15 protein-coding genes are annotated in these 16628 nt (G+C 70.4%); 6 read left to right on the top strand and 9 right to left on the bottom strand.

What is annotated here, in order from left to right:
- Positions 1-48: 48 nt before the first annotated feature.
- Positions 49-1662, bottom strand: coding sequence for a D-alanyl-D-alanine carboxypeptidase/D-alanyl-D-alanine endopeptidase (dacB, locus tag OG905_RS18175; RefSeq protein ID WP_328672936.1), 1614 nt, complete (start codon positions 1660-1662; stop codon positions 49-51).
- 535 nt (positions 1663-2197) lie between these two features.
- Here dacB and OG905_RS18170 point away from each other — a divergent pair.
- Positions 2198-2974, top strand: coding sequence for a M23 family metallopeptidase (locus OG905_RS18170; RefSeq protein WP_328672933.1), 777 nt, complete (start codon positions 2198-2200; stop codon positions 2972-2974).
- Between the two features lie 68 nt (positions 2975-3042).
- Here OG905_RS18170 and OG905_RS18165 read toward each other — a convergent pair whose 3' ends face one another.
- Positions 3043-3603 carry a TetR/AcrR family transcriptional regulator gene (locus tag OG905_RS18165; protein WP_328672930.1) on the bottom strand — a complete coding sequence of 187 codons (561 nt, stop codon included), beginning with the start codon at positions 3601-3603 and terminating at the stop codon, positions 3043-3045.
- A 103-nt stretch (positions 3604-3706) separates the two neighbouring features.
- Here OG905_RS18165 and OG905_RS18160 point away from each other — a divergent pair, with 103 nt between their 5' ends.
- The 3 genes from OG905_RS18160 (at position 3707) to OG905_RS18150 (ending at position 6445) form a co-directional block, all read left to right on the top strand.
- Complete coding sequence (locus tag OG905_RS18160; protein WP_328672928.1) at positions 3707-5374, top strand: MDR family MFS transporter; 1668 nt, start codon at positions 3707-3709, stop codon at positions 5372-5374.
- Between the two features lie 159 nt (positions 5375-5533).
- Positions 5534-5926 (top strand): helix-turn-helix transcriptional regulator, encoded by a 393-nt coding sequence (locus OG905_RS18155; protein ID WP_328682425.1) that lies wholly within the window; start codon positions 5534-5536, stop codon positions 5924-5926.
- A 72-nt stretch (positions 5927-5998) separates the two neighbouring features.
- A complete protein-coding gene (locus OG905_RS18150; RefSeq protein ID WP_328672927.1) occupies positions 5999-6445 on the top strand; it encodes a VOC family protein in 447 nt (148 codons plus the stop codon).
- Positions 6446-6457: 12 nt separating this feature from the next.
- Here the strand turns inward: OG905_RS18150 and cseC are convergent, their stop codons facing one another.
- From cseC to OG905_RS18125, 5 genes are all read right to left on the bottom strand, one after another.
- Positions 6458-7786, bottom strand: a complete 1329-nt coding sequence (gene cseC, locus OG905_RS18145) for a two-component system sensor histidine kinase CseC (RefSeq protein ID WP_328672925.1) — start codon at positions 7784-7786, stop codon at positions 6458-6460.
- Positions 7783-8490, bottom strand: coding sequence for a two-component system response regulator CseB (cseB, locus tag OG905_RS18140; protein ID WP_328672923.1), 708 nt, complete (start codon positions 8488-8490; stop codon positions 7783-7785). Before cseB ends, cseC begins: the two co-directional genes overlap by 4 nt.
- Positions 8491-8502: 12 nt before the next feature.
- Entirely contained in the window at positions 8503-9174 is a 672-nt protein-coding gene (locus OG905_RS18135; RefSeq protein ID WP_328672921.1) for a hypothetical protein, read from the bottom strand.
- Positions 9162-9734 carry a SigE family RNA polymerase sigma factor gene (locus OG905_RS18130; RefSeq protein WP_328672918.1) on the bottom strand — a complete coding sequence of 191 codons (573 nt, stop codon included), beginning with the start codon at positions 9732-9734 and terminating at the stop codon, positions 9162-9164. The genes OG905_RS18135 and OG905_RS18130 overlap by 13 nt, the downstream gene beginning before the upstream one ends.
- A 264-nt stretch (positions 9735-9998) precedes the next feature.
- Positions 9999-10916 (bottom strand): A/G-specific adenine glycosylase, encoded by a 918-nt coding sequence (locus OG905_RS18125; protein ID WP_443044075.1) that lies wholly within the window; start codon positions 10914-10916, stop codon positions 9999-10001.
- A 172-nt stretch (positions 10917-11088) separates the two neighbouring features.
- On the opposite strand from OG905_RS18125, the gene OG905_RS18120 reads away from it, so the two are divergent.
- Positions 11089-11898: a hypothetical protein gene (locus OG905_RS18120; protein WP_328672914.1), complete on the top strand. Its 810-nt coding sequence runs from the start codon at positions 11089-11091 to the stop codon at positions 11896-11898.
- Between the two features lie 93 nt (positions 11899-11991).
- Here the strand turns inward: OG905_RS18120 and disA are convergent, their stop codons facing one another.
- A complete protein-coding gene (gene disA, locus OG905_RS18115; protein ID WP_266479620.1) occupies positions 11992-13116 on the bottom strand; it encodes a DNA integrity scanning diadenylate cyclase DisA in 1125 nt (374 codons plus the stop codon).
- A gap of 101 nt (positions 13117-13217) precedes the next feature.
- Positions 13218-14651, bottom strand: a complete 1434-nt coding sequence (gene radA, locus OG905_RS18110) for a DNA repair protein RadA (RefSeq protein WP_328672910.1) — start codon at positions 14649-14651, stop codon at positions 13218-13220.
- A 182-nt stretch (positions 14652-14833) separates the two neighbouring features.
- Between radA and OG905_RS18105 the strand changes: the two genes are divergently transcribed.
- On the top strand, positions 14834-16552 hold the full coding sequence (locus OG905_RS18105; RefSeq protein WP_328672908.1) for a BACON domain-containing protein: 1719 nt from the start codon (positions 14834-14836) through the stop codon (positions 16550-16552).
- Positions 16553-16628 lie beyond the last annotated feature (76 nt).

The raw sequence follows: 16628 nt of genomic DNA, 5'->3' as shown, positions 1-16628 counted from the left end.
CCCTTTTGCCTGTCCGGTCGGTGAGACCCTGAGCGGGCCACCGGCGTTTCAGCAGAACTTCGGCTTCTGCCAGGAGCATTCGAGGCCGGCCGGAAGCTCGTGGGTGCGCACCGCGTTCGGGGCAACAGCGGCGATGGTGCCCGCCCCCGTGTCCGACTTCGCGAGCGTGACCACGATCGCGTCCTCGATGCTCTTCACCGAGGACGCCAGGTAGTTGTTGAGAACGATGCTGTAGACGAGTTCACGGCCCGCGGCGTCCTTCACATACCCCGACAGCGCCGAGGCGCCCGTCAACGACCCTGTCTTGCCACGGGCGTTGAGAGCCGCGGGAGTGCCGCACATACGGGAGCGCAGGGTACCGCCGATCGCGCGGTCGGTGTTGCAGGCCACCGGGAGGGATGCGTACCAGTCGGCGTACCAGGGAGCGTCCCGCACGGAGAGGAGCAGCGTGGCGAGTTGTTCGGCCGGGAAGAGATTCATACGGGTCAGGCCCGAGCCGTCCAACTGGCGGATCGTGGAGGTCCGTACGCCTTCCTTCCCCAGGTAACCGCCGATCGCCGCGAGGCCCGCGTCCCAGGTACCGCGGCCCGCCGTCTCGTAGCCGATCGTCTTGGTGAGCGTCTCGGCGTGCATGTTGTTGGACAGCTTCATGAAGGGAAACATCAACTCCCGCAGCGGCATGGAGCTGTGCGAGGCCAGCAACTTCGCGCCGGGCGGGGTCGCGCGGCCGAGGCGGGGGCTGCCTGAAATGCGTATGCCGTGCTGGGCGAGCGCGTCGGAGAAGACCGCGGCGGCGTAACCCGTGGGCTCCCAGGTGGTCACCCATTCCTTGGTCGCGCTCGCGCCGACCGGGATGTTCCCGCTGACGACGATCGTGTTGGTGCCGTGCTGCCGCTCGATGGCGAGGGTGTCGGTCTGCCCGGCGGGGACCGTGGTGCCGCGGTTGTCGATGCGGACGTAGTCGGTGAGCGGGGTGAGGCTCACGCGCGGCTTGTCGCCGGGGGCGGCGCCGGGCAGCGCCTCGACGATGACCGTGCCGGAGTCGTAGTCGGTGTCGGGCGCGAGGGTGAGCGGTGAGATCTGCGCGGAGTAGTACGAGGACTCGTCGTCGGCGGCCCAGGAGCGGCCGAGGCGCTGGGTGTCGAAACGGGTGTCGTCCGCGACGAGGCGGCCGGTGACGCGCTTCACGCCCGAGGCCGCGAGGTCGGCGGCGAGCCGGTCGTAGTCCTTGGCGAGGGTCGTGGGGTCGCCGCCGCCGCGCAGATAGAGGTCGCCGCGGAGGGTGGAGCCGTGACGGCTGCCGGTGGACAGGACGTCGGTGTGGAAGCGGTAGTCGGGACCGAGCAGGGCCATCGCGGCGGTGGAGGTGGCGAGTTTGGTGTTGGAGGCGGGCATCAGGCGGTCGCCGCCGTCCCGCTGGTAGAGCCGCTCCCCGGTGGCGGCGTCGGCGATGACCACGCTCGCGGCCCCGCCGTCCATGCGGGCGTCGGCGAGGATCGCGTCGATGGCGCCCTTGAGCCCGGTGTCGGAGGGTCCGGCTCCGGCGGGTGCGCTCCAGGTGAGTGTGGACGTGAGGATGCAGGCGAGGCCTAAGAGGGCGGGCCTGAGCCGGCCGCGGAGCCGTCCGCGGCCTCGGGTCGGGCGAATCACGGGTCTACTCATGGCACAGGAGCATCCCGGAGGCGGGGCGGGGCGGGAAGGTGGCGGTTCGGTCGTATGGGCCGCTTCCGGAGTGCCGTTCTGGGGCGAAACCGGCATTTGCGACACGGGAGTTGGTGTGGCGCGGGTAACATCCGCGGCCCGTGGCGGGCCTCGGGTCCGTGACAAGGCACACAGGCCCATCCGGCCCTACTAGCCGGGTTAGGAGCACTTGTCACCCCCCGAAGGGTGCCCTCCGCCCAGGGGTGCGGCGAGACCTTTGGTCCATGACTGGGCGAGAGGTTCCTATCCGGGCGGGATGTCGGTTTCGGTCGGTTCACACAAGGGCTTAAACCTCTCCCCGCTGGGATATTTTGTCCGCTTTTCGAGCGACTCCGGTGGGGATGGGAGTGGCGTCAAGAGTTGAATTCCTGGGGTGACAGCTACGACGCAATGTCGTAGATGGGCTGTTTGAGGTGGAACGGGAGCTCGGGTTACCAAGGGATGGCCAGCCCGGTGCCAGCGCGCCGGGTCCATTCATGCCCGGAGGTTCTCCCGTATGTCGAAGCGCGTCATCAACCCCCGTCTCCGCCCGTCCGTGCTCCGTAACCGTGGCACCGTCGTGGCCGCCGGACTCGGCGCCGTGATGGTCGTCGGAGCCGGTGCCGGTGTCGCCTCCGCAACTGCGGGCAAGGCGGCAGTCACGACTCCCGCCGCCGCCGTGGCCGTCCAGGCCAACGTGCAGGCCAAGGCCGCCGCAACTGCCAAGGCCGCCGCAACGGCGAAGGCTGCCGCAGCCGCCAAGGCCGCCGCCAACGCGAAGGCCCTCAAGGCCGCCGCGAAGGCCAAGGCTGCGAAGGCTGCCGCGGTGAAGGCCGCTGCCGCGAAGGCCGCCAAGGCCAAGGCCGCCAAGAAGGTCGGCTGGGTCAAGCCGGTCGCCCGCTACACGCTGACCGCGAGCTTCAACCAGGGCGGCGCCATGTGGTCCCACAAGCACTCCGGCCAGGACTTCGCCGTTCCGGTCGGCACCCTGGTCAAGGCCACCCACGGCGGTGTCGTCGTGAAGGCCGGCCCGAACGGCGGCGGCGACGGTTCCGCGTACGGCAACGCCATTGTGATCAAGCACGCCAACGGCACGTACTCGCAGTACGCCCACCTCTCGAAGATCAACGTGTTCGTCGGCAAGCACGTGAAGACCGGCCAGGCGATCGCCCGCTCGGGCAACACCGGTAACACCTCCGGCCCGCACCTGCACTTCGAGATCCGTACGACCCCGAACTACGGCTCCGCGATCAACCCCATGGCCTTCCTGCGCGCCGAGGGCGTCTCCATCTGACGCACCGAGCCGGACGTACCGAGCCGGCCGAGCCGAGCCCGATGCGCCGACCCTGACGCCGCAGCGCGTCAGCCCTTGACGCCGTGAGCCTGGCTCACGAGATCGATGGCGACCTCGAGGACGGCCGAGCGCTTGTCCTCCGGGTCGCCTTCGACGTCCTTGAGCAGGAACATCCCGGCGTGCATCGTGAAGAGCGCGCTGAAGCAGCGGACCTGGTCGGGCAGCGCCGCCCCGGGCTCCTTGATCAGCTCTACCATCGCCAGCATCCGGTCCTTGAAGGTCTCGCCGATGCTCAGATCGCGCAGCGTCGCCTGGTTCTCCTGCATGAAGCGGAAGAGCGGGGCCGCGCCGAGCAGTGCCTCGCTGTAACGGCGCAGGATCTCCTTCTTCGTCTCCAGCGTGTGCGGCTGCGTCTGCGCCCACTCGATCAGCTCGTCCATCGGCCTCGTCAGGTCCTGGAAGAGGCTGATCAGGATGTCTTCCTTGGTCTTGAAGTGGTAGTACAGCGCGGCCTTGGTGACGTCGAGGGCCTCTGCGATCTCGCGCAGTGACGTCTTGTCGTAGCCCTGCTCGGCGAAGAGCTCCAGGGCCACGTCCTGAATGCGCTGGCGGGTGTTGCCTCTGGCCATGGGGCTCTCCTGAAAACTTACTTGACGCCCGGCTAGTTGCGGGTCTACCTTCCCAGTGTAGTCAGCTAGCCGGGCGGCAAGTAAGTGTCGGGGAGTGGGAACGATGGCCGGTATATCGGGAGACAAGAAAAAGCCGAGCGCCGAGGCGCCGGGGCAGCAACAGGCGAATCAACAGCCACAGGCGCAGCAGGAGGCTCAGCCTCAGGCGCGCAGCGTCCGGGTCGTGATTCTCGCCCTCATGATCGCCATGCTGCTGGCCATGCTCGACAACATGATCGTCGGCACCGCGATGCCGACGATCGTCGGTGAGCTCGGCGGCCTGGAGCATCTCTCCTGGGTCGTCACCGCGTACACCCTGGCCACCGCCGCCTCCACCCCGATCTGGGGCAAGCTCGGCGACATGTACGGCCGCAAGGGCACCTTCCTCACCTCCATCGTGCTCTTCCTGATCGGCTCGGCACTCAGCGGCATGGCCCAGGACATGGGCCAGCTCATCGGCTTCCGCGCCATCCAGGGTCTGGGCGCGGGCGGTCTGATGGTCGGGGTCATGGCGATCATCGGCGATCTGGTTCCGCCGCGGGAGCGCGGCAAGTACCAGGGCATGATGGCGGCCGTCATGGCCGTCGCGATGATCGGCGGACCGCTGGTCGGCGGCACCATCACCGACCACCTCGGCTGGCGCTGGAGCTTCTACATCAACCTGCCGCTCGGTGCCGTCGCGCTCGCCATGGTCACCGCGGTGCTCCACCTGCCGAAGAAGGAACGGACCAAGGCGCGCATCGACTATCTGGGCGCCGGGCTGCTGACCGTGGGCATCACCTCGATCGTGCTCGTGACCACCTGGGGCGGTACGGAGTACGCCTGGGACTCGGCCGTGATCATGGAGCTCATCGCGATCGGTGTGGCCGCGCTCACCGGCTTCTTCTTCGTCGAGACCAAGGCCGCCGAACCGATCATGCCGCTGCACATCTTCCGCAGCCGCAACTTCTCCCTCATGTCGGTGATCGGCTTCCTGACCGGTTTCGTGATGTTCGGCGCGGTGCTCTTCCTGCCGCTGTACCAGCAGTCGGTCCAGGGCGCGTCAGCGACCAACTCCGGCCTGCTGCTGCTTCCGATGCTGATGTCGATGCTCGTCGTCTCGATGATCGCGGGCCGGGTCACCACCAGCACCGGTAGGTACCGGCTCTTCCCGATCATCGGCGGCGGGCTGATGATGGTCGGCCTGTACCTGCTCTCGACGATGGACACCGAGACCTCGCGGCTGACCTCCGGCCTCTACATGGCGGTGCTCGGCGCGGGCATGGGCTTCCTGATGCAGATCACCATGCTGGTCGCGCAGAACAGCGTGGAGCTGAAGGACATGGGCGTCGCGTCATCCGGTGCCACCCTCTTCCGTACGCTCGGCAGCTCCTTCGGGGTCGCGATCATGGGCGCGCTGTTCACCAGCCGGGTGCAGGACGAGATGGCTGCCAAGGGCGGCTCGGCGATCACCGAGCGTTCCGCGCAGCTGGACGCCGCGAGCCTGGCGAAGCTGCCGGACCCGGTGAGGGAGGCGTACGAGTTCGCGGTGTCGTCCGGCACCCACGCGGCCTTCCTGCTGGGGGCGGCGGTCGCGGTGATCGGCTTCCTGGCGGCGTTCTTCGTCAAGGAGGTACCGCTGCGCGGGGCGGCCCCGGCGCCGGCCGCGGAACCGAGCGCGGACGCCGAGCAGAGTGCGGACGCGGAGGAGAGTGCGGACGCTGGTGGCGAGAAGGTCACCGAGAGGGTCTGACCGCGCCCGAACCCCGCAGAATGCCTGGCCGACGGCCCCCGGTGTGCACGCCGGGGGCCGTTGTCAGTGGTGCGTGCCAGCATCGGACATGTGGAAAGCACCACTGCGGCGCCGGCGCGCCTGGCCCATCTGCGGCAGCTGCGCCTCGCCAAGGACGCCATGGACCGCGACTGGGCCGAGCCGCTCGACCTGGACGCGGTGGCCGCCCATGCCGGGTATTCGCGGTATCACTTCGTGCGCGCCTTCAAGGCGGTGTACGGGCAGACGCCCGGCCAGTACCTGTCCTGCAGGCGCATAGAGCGGGCCGAGGAGCTGCTGCGCTCGGCGGATCTGTCCGTCACCGAGATCTGCACACTGGTCGGCTTCAGCAGCCTCGGCACCTTCTCGACCCGGTTCAAGAAGCAGACCGGGCTGACACCGAGCGAGTACCGCGCCCGGCACGTGGGGCGCGGGGCCGCGCTGATACCCGGGTGTTATGCCCTGCTGTGGGCGGGCGGCTTCCCCGCGAAGCAGGGTCCGGACCGACAGAGCAATTCTGGAGAAGCCGGCTGACGTGCGCGCTGCCTACGGTGACACCACGGGCAGGGACCACCCCGCTCGACGCACCGAACCGAGGAGCACCTCATGATCAAGGGTCTTGCCATTTCCACGGTCTGGGTCCTGGACCAGGACCGTGCCAAGGAGTTCTACACCGAGAAGCTCGGTCTTGAGGTCCGTACCGACATGACCATGGGCGACGGCGGGATGCGCTGGCTGACCGTCGGAGCCAAGAACCAGCCGGACGTGGAGCTGACGCTGATGGTGCCTGGCGCGCCCGCGATGGACCCGGAGGCGGCCGCGGCGATGAAGACGCTCATCAGCAAGGGCGTCATGGGCGCCGGGGTGCTGACCACCGACGACGTCCACGGGGACTACGAGAAGCTCAAAGCGCGCGGCGTGGAGTTCCTGCAGGCGCCGCAGGAGCGTCCGTACGGCACGGAGGCGATCCTGCGCGACGACTCGGGCAACTGGTTCTCCTTCACGCAGCGGCGCGAGGGTGGCCTCGACCTCGACCAGGACTGGGCCCGTTAGCGCAGGGCGCGGTTAGTCCGGGAGCGGCATCATCGGGAAGCTGCCGGTGTTCGTCGGCGCGTGCTCGGGCAGCCACAGCACCGCGATCGCGCCGCCCGACTCGCCCAGCGGCGTCTGCATCCCTTCCGGCGCGGCATTGCGGAAGGTCAGCCGTGCGCCGAGGACGCGCGCCTGGCCCGCCGCGATCGTCAGACCCAGGCCGTGGCCGGTGCCCGCCCGGTCGCTGGCGCCCGTACGGAAGCGGCTCGGGCCTTCGCGCAGCAGCGCCCCGGGATAGCCGGGACCGTGGTCGCGGACCCGCACCACGCGGCCCTCGACGGTGACCTCGATCGGCGGCTTTCCGTACTTGGCGGCGTTGGTCAGCAGATTGAGCAGGATGCGTTCGAGGCGGCGCGGATCGGTGCTGACCCACGACTCGTGCACGACCCGGACCACCACGTCCGGATTCAGTGCCGTGATCCGGCGGCTGACGAACTCGCCGAGCGCGATCTCCTGGAGTTCGGCCCGCTCCGACGCGCTGTCGAGCCTGGCCACCTCCAGGACATCCTCGACCAGTGTCCGCATGGCCTGCGCCCGGTCCCGTACGAGCTCGCTGGGGCGGCCGGGCGGCAACAGCTCGGCGGCCGTGAGCAGCCCGGTGACGGGGGTGCGCAGTTCGTGCGCGATGTCCGCGGTGACGCGGCGCTCCGCCTCGAGGCGATCGTTCAGCGCGTCGGTCAGGGCGTCGACGGCACGGGCGAGATCGTCGGTCTCGTCGCGTACGACACCACTGATGGCGTGCCTGACCCGTACGTCCGTATTGCCCTGCGCGACATTGCGGGCGGCCGCAGCGGCCTTGCGCAGTCTGCGCGAGAGCTGTCCGCCGATCAGCACGCCGAGCGCGCAGCCGCCGAACACCACCGAGACCGAGCCGATGATCAGCGCCCGGTCGAGGTCGTTCAGGACGGTGGCGCTGCGTCCGGTGAACTGGCTGTGCAGGGAGAGCACATCGCCGTTGGAGAGGGGGACGGCGGCCCAGATGTCGGGGGTGCTGCCGTGGCTCTCGTCGACGTAACTGCCGCGCCGCTTCTCCCCCATCAGCTTCTGGAGCGACTTGGGCAGCGTGGGGTCATTGATCTTGGTGTTGAAGCGGGGGTCCTTGTCCTTGTTCTTGGACGTCTCGTACCAGCGCTGCGCGAGCAGCACCTGTTTCATCTGGACGTCGCGCGCGTTGTCCAGCATCGAGACGCGGGCTGCGTTGTGCACGACAAGACTCAGCGCCACGGCGATCAGTGCGCCCACCCCTGCGATCGCGATGCTGATCTTCCATCGGACGCCGGTGCGCAGTACGAGCCGCCTCATGCCTTGAGCTTGTAACCGAAGCCGCGGACCGTCTCGATCCGGTCCTGTCCGATCTTGGTGCGCAGCCGCTGGACATGGACGTCCACGACCCGGGTGTCGCCGCCCCAGCCATAGTCCCAGACCCGCTCCAGCAGCTTGTCGCGGGAGAGCACGGTGCCGGGCGTGGAGGAGAACTCCAGCAGCAGCCGCATCTCCGTCGGCGTCAGCGCCACCGGCTCACTGGCCTTGCGCACTTCCATGCCCTCCGTGTCGATCTCCAGATCGCCGAAGACCAGCAGCGCATCCTGCGCCTCCTGGCCCGCGGGGCCCGACTCGCCGCCCGCCGCCCCGCCCGCGTGGCCGAAGCGGCGCAGGACCGCGCGGATGCGGGCGACCAGCACCGCGCCGTCGAAGGGCTTGGTGACGTAGTCGTCGGCGCCGGCCTCCAGGCCGAGCACCACATCGATGGAGTCGGCTCGCGCCGACAGCATGATCACCGGCACGGTCGACTCGTCCCGGATACGGCGGCACAGACTCACGCCGTCAAGGCCCGGCACCATCACATCGAGCAGCGCGATGTCCGGACGGTTCGCCCGGAACGCGTCGAGGCCCTGCAGCCCGTCGGGCATCGCGGTGACCCTGAAGCCGTCGCGCTCCAGCGCCAGCTGGGTCGCCTCGCGGATGACGTCGTCGTCCTCCACGAACAGGACATGGGTCTCGGCCATCCCGCTGTTCTCTCAGTTCTCGCTCGTCGATGACGGTTCGGGGACGACTGCCTCGCCCTCGCCGACCGCTCTGCTGAATTCGTTGCGTACCCAGTACTGCTGGACGAACTTCCCGCCCGCCCAGTGCCACGTGGTCACTTCCTCGCCCGACGGCTCGGCGCCCTGATCACCCTTGGCGTACACCTGCTTGGTCACCACCAGGTCGCCCCGGTCGATCGCGGCGTACACCGCGGGCTCCTCGGCTGCGAAGACATTCTCGTACCTCTCGCCGTTGTCACGGTACACATACGTGCCCATGCCAACCGCGTCGCCGCACGTCAGGACGTTGACGACCACATCCGGCTTGGTCCCGCCGGTGAGGTTTCCATAGGACGTGTCCACCGGGTAGGAGTCCCGGGCGCACGGCTTGAGGTCGGCCTTGACCCGCTCGCTGACCTTGGGGTCACTCATGATCAGCTTTACCGGGTTCGTGCCCTCGGTCTTCTGCGCACCGCTCGTGGGGCTCGCATTGGGCGAGGGGGTGGTCTTGGTGGCCACGTCGGCATGAGCCGCGCCCTCGTCCTGGAGCCCGGTGCCGCCCGAGGAGCAGGCGACAGTGAACACGCCTACGGCGGCGAGCCCGGCCATCGCCGCGCCGCTCACCGCCAGGCTTTTGTTGCCGCCTCTGACTCTCAGGCCGCGCACCGCTCCTGCCCCCGTTCGTCGAGCTCACGCTCACGCCGCAGTTCGCCGCGCTCAAGGGCGCGGGCGTCCAGGTCCCGGCTCTCCAGCTCCTGGCGGAGCCGGGCAAGGGCCCGGTGCAGCGTGCTCTTCACCGTACCGGCCGACATGCCCAGCGCGGCAGCTGTCTCTTCGGTGCTCATCTGCTCCCAGTGTCGCAGCACGACGACGCTGCGCTGCTTGGGAGCCAGCACCTTCAGTACGTCCATCAACAGGGCGCGGTCCGCACGCTGTTCACTGCCGTCCTCGACGCTCGCGTCCGGGAGCTGCTCGGTCGGTACCTCGTCGAGCTTGCGGGCCCGCCACCACTCCGTACGCGTATTGATCATCACGCGGCGGAGGTAGGCGTCGGCCAGCGACTTGTCGGCGATGCCGTCCCAGCGGCCGTAGGTGCGGACCAGAGCGGTCTGCAGCAGGTCCTGGGCGTCGATCGGGTCGGGTACGAGACGCCGGGCGCTTCTCAGCAGAGCCTCCTGCCGGTTGCGTACGTACTCTTCGAATTCGAGCACCTCGCCGTGCGCCATTTCAACCGCCTCCGTCCCCGTGAATCCCCGTGACAAGCAACTGCCGTTCCCTTACGCCAGTGAAGCTACGGAGGTGTTGTCACGGGGCTGTGCGGTCCAGCCGTCGGAGGGCGCACGGCCATCCATCGGTTGTGTAACAAGAGAGGTTTCAGGCATGGTTCGGGTGGGAAACGGCCCCCGGGCGCGTTGCGGACCTTGGCCGAGGGTACGGCTTTCCGCGCCGGCTCTGTGTCTGCTCCGTGTCTGCTCTGCGCCCGCTCGGGGTCAGTTCTGAGGGAGGCGGTAGACGCCGTTCTCCAGCGGCTCGACAAGGCCGTCCGCGACCAGTCCGTCCAGCGCCCGGGCCCGCTGCACCGGCTCGTGCCAGACCGCGTCCAGCGCCGACTGGGGCACCGGCACCACGGCCTCGCGCAGCACGGCCAGGAGCCTGCCGCGCACCTGGCGGTCCGTGCCCGCGTAGGTCTGGGCGCGGCGCGCGGGCCCCTGGTGGGCGGGCTTACCGGCCAGCCGCCAGGCGCACCGCTCGGCGATCGGGCAGCGCGCGCAGTCCTCGTTCTTCGCGGTGCACACCAGCGCGCCCAGCTCCATGGAGGCCGCTGCCCAGCGGGCGGCGGTCTCCTCGTCGTCGGGCAGCAGTGCCCGTGCCAGCTTGCGCTCGGCCGCGGTCGTCGCGGTCGGCGGGTACTGGATGCCGCTCGCCGCGCGGGCGAAGACCCGGCGGACGTTGGTGTCGAGGACGGCATGGCGCTGTCCGTACGCGAACGAGGCCACCGCGGCCGCCGTGTACTCCCCGATACCCGGCAGCGCGAGCAACTGGGCGTGGTCGCTGGGCACATCGCCGCCGTGCCGATCCGCTATCGCCTGCGCGGCCCCGTGCAGGCGCAGCGCACGGCGCGGATAGCCGAGCCGCCCCCAGGCGCGGACCGCCTCGCCGGGCGCATCGGCCGCGAGATCGGCAGGACGCGGCCAGCGGGCCAGCCACTGCTCGTACACGGGCAGCACCCGGTTGACCGGGGTCTGCTGCAACATGAACTCGCTGACCATCACACCCCAGGCGCCGGCCTCGGGGCGGCGCCAGGGCAGATCGCGTGCGTGCTCGTCGAACCAGGCGATGACGGGGGCGTGGAGGGCCGCCGCGTCAGCCGGGGCAGGGTCTGTGGTGGTTTCAGTCATCACTCCGATCCTGACACGTCCCGGGGAGCCGATGCTGCATACGCTCCGTGAAGCTGTCGCCTTCTCTCGGTGACCGGAATGCGGACAGGGCGGTGCCGCCCGGGATGATGATCCGCAGAACTTGGAAGTCCGGCGGCGGGTGGGGCCGGAGTTGGCCCGGAACTCTCGTAGAGTTTGGGCCGTGGGATCTCTGCGCAATCCGATCGGGCCGCTCCCCTCCTCCATCTACTGGCGACGGAGGGCAGTCGCGGCTTCGTTGATCGCGCTGCTCGCGATGCTGACCGTATGGGTCGTCAGTTCCGGCGGTGGCAGCGGAGACAAGGGCGACGGCGACAGCGCCAACGGCTCGACACCCGCCCGCACCATCACCCCCGGACCCTCGCAGTCCGGCACCGCGATCAGTGAACAGCCGGGCGGGCGCGACGAGTCGGGCGAAACCGGCGGCAGCGACGGCAGCGGTGACGACGGCGGTACGGGCGACGGCGCGGGCGGCGACGGTGGCGCCACCGCGGGCAAGAACGGCGACGACGCAGCGGGCGGCGCGGCCAATGGCGGCGCCGGCGGCCAGCAGGTCCCGGCCGGCTCCAGCCTGCCCGACTGCGCCCCGGGCGCACTGAAGTTGACCCTGCGCAGCGTCGAAGTCGCCTACGGGCCGGGGGAGAAGCCCGCGTTCCAGCTGGTCGCCTCCAACTCGTCGGCGACGACGTGCAAGGCGGACTTCGGGCCCAAGGCGGCCGTGCTCACCGTCACCGACCACGAGGACGACGCGGTGTGGTCGTCGAAGGACTGCCCGCGGGCGGCGGGGAGTCTGCTGCTGAGGGTCCCGGCGAAGGCGAGCATCACGCACACCGTGGAGTGGGACCGCAAGCGGAGCGCGCCGCAGTGCGCCACGCCGCCCGCGGGGGCGGTGGGTCCGGGCACGTATCTGGTGGAGGCGGCGTTCCCGGGAGTGACGGTGCTGCCGGCGTCGTTCCGCCTCGAAAAGGACTGAGCCGGAGCCGGGGCCGGCCGGCGGTCGGAGTTTGTCCTCAATCGCCGGACAGGCTGGAAGATCCAGCCTGTCCGGCGATCGAGGACAAAGAACTCACACGTACCGCTCGAGGATCGAGGACTCCGCCAGCCGCGACAGGCCCTCGCGCACGCTCCGTGCCCGCGCCTCGCCCACGCCGTCGACCGTCTGCAGATCGTCGACGCTCGCCGCCAGCAGCTTCTGCAGACCGCCGAAGTGCTCGACGAGCCGCTCGATGATCGCGCCCGGCAGCCGCGGCACCTTCGCCAGCAGACGGTAACCGCGCGGCGAGACCGCGGAGTCGAGCGTCTCGGGTGAGCCGCTGTAGCCCAACGCCCTTGCCACTATGGGCAGTTCGAGCAGTTCGGTGTGGGTGAGGTCGTTCAGCTCGGCAAGCGCCTCGTCCACCGTGCGCGACCGCTTCGCCGTCGGCTCCGGCACGTAGTCGCGTACGACCAGCTCCCGCTCCGGCTCGACGCCCGCGATCAACTCGTCCAGCTGCAGCGAGAGAAGGCGGCCGTCGGTGCCCAACTCCACCACGTACTCGGCGATCTCGGTCGCGATCCGGCGCACCATCTCCAGGCGCTGAGCCACCGCCGTCACGTCGCGGACCGTCACCAGGTCCTCGATCTCCAGCGCGGAGAGCGTGCCCGCGACCTCGTCGAGGCGGAGTTTGTAGCGCTCAAGGGTCGCGAGCGCCTGGTTCGCGCGGGAGAGGATCGCGGCCGACTCCTCAAGGACCCGCCGCTCCCCGTCCACGTACAGCGCGATCAGGCGCATCGACTGGGAGACGGATACGACGGGGAAGCCGCACTGGCGCGAGACCCGGTCCGCCGTGCGGTGGCGGGTGCCCGTCTCCTCGGTGGGGATGGACGCGTCCGGGACCAGTTGCACACCGGCCCGGTGGATCTTGCTGATGTCCTTGTCGAGGATGAGCGCGCCGTCCAGCTTGCACAGCTCGCGCAGCCTGGTCGCGGTGAACTCCACGTCCAGCACGAAGCCGCCGGTGCACATGGATTCGACCGTTTTGTCCATGCCGAGGACGATCAGGCCTCCGGTGTTGCCGCGGAGGATCCGCTCGAGGCCGTCGCGGAGGGCCTGCCCGGGCGCGACCGCGCTCAGTGCGGCGCGGATCAGTGCTTCGTTGCCGGAGCCTCCGCCGGACTTTCCGGGTGCACCTGCCCCGTCCTTGGCTGCCACTGCACTCCTCCGGCTCGTACGGATGGGCGAGACCAGGGCAAAGTCTACCGGCGCGCGTCGCCCGTCCGTGGGGCCTCGGTGCGCTCTTTCCCCGCGGCGGTCTACTGACCCCTTTCGGAAGCCCTTTCGGGACGCCCTTCGGAACCGTTGTCGGGAGCCGTCCGGCGACCGCGCGGGAGCACTCTGAGAGCGTCCCCCATGTCGGCCACTTCCGTGACCTTCATGCCCGCAGGGATCTTGCCCGGATCGGTGGGGACAAGGGCATGCGTGAAGCCGAGCCGGTGCGCCTCGGCGAGCCTTCGCTGGACGCCCGTCACCCTTCTGACCTCGCCCGCGAGGCCCACCTCGCCGATCGCGACCAGATTCTTGGGCAGCGGGGTGTCGCTCGCCGCCGACGCCAGGGCGAGCGCGATCGCGAGGTCCGCCGCGGGCTCGGAGAGCTTCACACCGCCGACCGTCGCGCTGTAGATGTCGCGCTTGCCCAGCGCGGTGATCCGGCCGCGCTGTTCCAGTACGGCCAGCATCATCGAGACACGTGAGGTCTCCAGACCCGAGGTCGTGCGCCGGGGCGAGGGGATCTGCGAGTCGACGGTCAGCGCCTGCACCTCGGCGACGAGAGGGCGGCGGCCTTCGAGGGTGACCGTCAGGCAGGTGCCCGGGACGGCCTCCGCGCGGCGGGTGAGGAAGAGGCCCGAGGGGTCGGCGAGGCCGGTGATGCCCTCGTCGTGCAGTTCGAAGCAGCCGACCTCGTCCGTCGCGCCGTAGCGGTTCTTGACGCCTCGTACGAGACGGAGGCGGGCGTGCCGGTCGCCCTCGAAGGACAGCACGACGTCCACCAGATGTTCGAGGAGCCGCGGTCCGGCGATCGCGCCGTCCTTGGTGACATGGCCGACAAGGAGCGTGGACATGCCGCGCTCCTTGGAGGCGCGGATCAGCGCGCCCGCGACCTCGCGGACCTGGGCCATGCCGCCGGGCGCCCCGTCGATCTCGGGCGATGCGACGGTCTGTACGGAGTCGAGGATCAGCAGCGAGGGCTTGACCGCGTCCAAGTGGCCGAGGACGGCGGAGAGATCGGTCTCGGCGGCGAGATACAGGTGGTCGTGCAGCGCGTTGATCCGGTCGGCTCGCAGGCGGACCTGGCTCGCGGACTCCTCGCCGGTGACGTACAGGGTGGGGTGATCGTCGCTCGCGGCCTTGGCGGCTACGTCGAGGAGCAGTGTGGACTTGCCGACGCCCGGCTCGCCCGCCAGCAGCACGACGGCTCCCGGCACCAGGCCGCCGCCGAGGACGCGGTCCAGCTCGGCCACACCGGTGGAGCGGGCGGTCGCCTGCCGGCCGTCGACCTGGCCGATGGGGAGCGCGGCGGTGGAGACGCGCCCGGCGGCGGTCGTACGGACAGCGGGTGCGCCGTACTCCTCGACAGTGCCCCAGGCCTGGCATTCAGGGCAGCGGCCGAGCCACTTGGCGGTCGTCCAGCCGCAGTCGGTGCAGCGGTAGGACGGCCGGTCCTTCGCGGATTTCGTACGGGCAGCCATGCAGGAACCGTATAGGGGACCACTGACAACGAGGTCTCCCGCGGCCTGTCATCGCCGCAGGGCGGACCGGTAGGGGTGGAATTAACGATTCCTGTCCCCCTTCGAGCGAAGTGTTCACCCGTAAGGATTAAAAGTGTTCAAGGGGTACGAAGGGGATGTGATTCAGCGCCTACGGTCACGGCGTGACGAGCAGCAGGCTGGAGCCACCGATCCACATCACCGGCGCACACCGGGGGCACCGGCGTGCGCCCCGCCCCTCCGCACAACAGCCGCCCGCGCGTTATGAGCCCTACCTCGACGGCCTGTTCACCTACTGCCTCTCCGTGCTCTGCGACCACGACGCCGCGACCGCGCTGCTCGGCGACGTACTCGCCATCGCCGAGCGCCATTACGGGCGTTGCCCTTCGGGCGAGGCCGAGCGGAAGGCATGGCTGTACGCGCTCGCGCGCTGGGCCTGTCTGCGCCGACTGGCCGAACAGCGGCGCAGGCGGCAGGGGGCGCACACCGGTCGGCCGACGCGGCCCGCCGTCCCGGACGAGGCCCCGCGGGTCTGTGAGGACGTCGCCGAGCGCCGCCGCGGCGAACTGGCGCTGCTGGCCTGGCCCGAGGCGGCCGGCACAACACCCGAACAGCGCGAGGCCCTCGAACTCGCCGTACGGCACGGACTCGGGGCATCCGAAGTCGCCTCGGTCCTCGGCCTCGACGCACTCGCGGCGCGCGAACTGCTGGCCGCGGCCGCGTGCGAGGTCGAGCGCACCCGGGCCGCGCTCGCCGTCGTCGAGACCGGCAACTGCCCGGCCGTCGCCCGGCTCACCGACGACCACCGGGTCCTGCTCTCCGCCGCGCTGCGCCAGGAACTCGTCCGGCACGTCGACGACTGCCCGCGCTGCCGCCGCGCCGCCGAGCGAGCCGGTGCGGGCGGCCCCTGGCCGGGGTCCAGTGTCACCCCGGCCGCGCTGCCCCTGGTCGAGGCGCCGCGGGCCGCCGCGTACATCGCCATGCTGCACGTGCCGCGGGCCCGCGCGGGCGCGCCGCGCTTCGGCCCCGACGGCTTCCCCCTCGACCCCAAGGACCACGCGGCCCGGCGTGACCGGCTGCGGGCACGCGCCGTGACGACCACGGTCGTGGCGACCGTCGTCGCGGCGCCGGTGCTCGCGCTGTGGGCGGCGTACCGCGACGCGCCGCAGACGGGGGAGGGGCGCAACGGGTCCTCGGTCACCGCGAGCGAGGCGGACGGTCCCGGCGGGCTCGACGGCGAGCCGTACGACTACTACGAGAACGCGGGCAACGCGCGCGCGGAACCGGACCCGAGGTTCACGGCGGGCATGCGCTCGCCCGACGTCTCGGTCGAGGTCATCAGCGCGGGCGCCTCGTCGCCACCGGCCCGCCCCGGCGTCCCGGGCCCCGGCCGCATCACGGTCGAGGCGGAGCCCGCGGGCGACACGACCCGCATCACGCTCAACGCGTCGGGCGGGTCCCCGGTGGCCTGGTCCTTGTGGACGGACGCGCCCTGGCTGTACGTGAGCCGCTCCTCGGGGACGCTGCGTCCGGGCGAATCGGTCACGATCTACGTGACCGTGGATCACGGGCGGGAGCCTGCGGGGCCGTGGAGTGCGCGGGTGGGGGTGGACCCGTCGGGAGCGGTCCTGGAGATCGACGGCTACGGCGCGACCCCGACGCCGCCCTCTTCGCACCCGACGCCCACGCCGACCCCTACGCCCACAGACCCGACGCCAACCCCGTCGGACCCGACCCCGACGCCGACAGACCCGACGCCGGCCCCTTCGGATCCGACCCCGCCCCCGTCGGACCCTCCGCCCACGGAGCCCTCCTCGTCGGAGACGGCCCCGTCCGACCCGCCGCCGTCCCAGGAGGAGACGCCGCCGTCGCCGTCGGGCTGAGAGAGGGTCCCCCGCCCGCGGCAGCTTCGCGCCGCGGGCACGACGCCCCCTGGACGCCGTTTCCACCCGTGGCGCC

Origin of the sequence: Streptomyces sp. NBC_00322, assembly GCF_036147535.1 — a bacterium.
In the GTDB taxonomy this organism is placed as follows: Bacteria; Actinomycetota; Actinomycetes; order Streptomycetales; family Streptomycetaceae; genus Streptomyces.
This window is presented reverse-complemented; position numbering and strand designations above follow the sequence as displayed.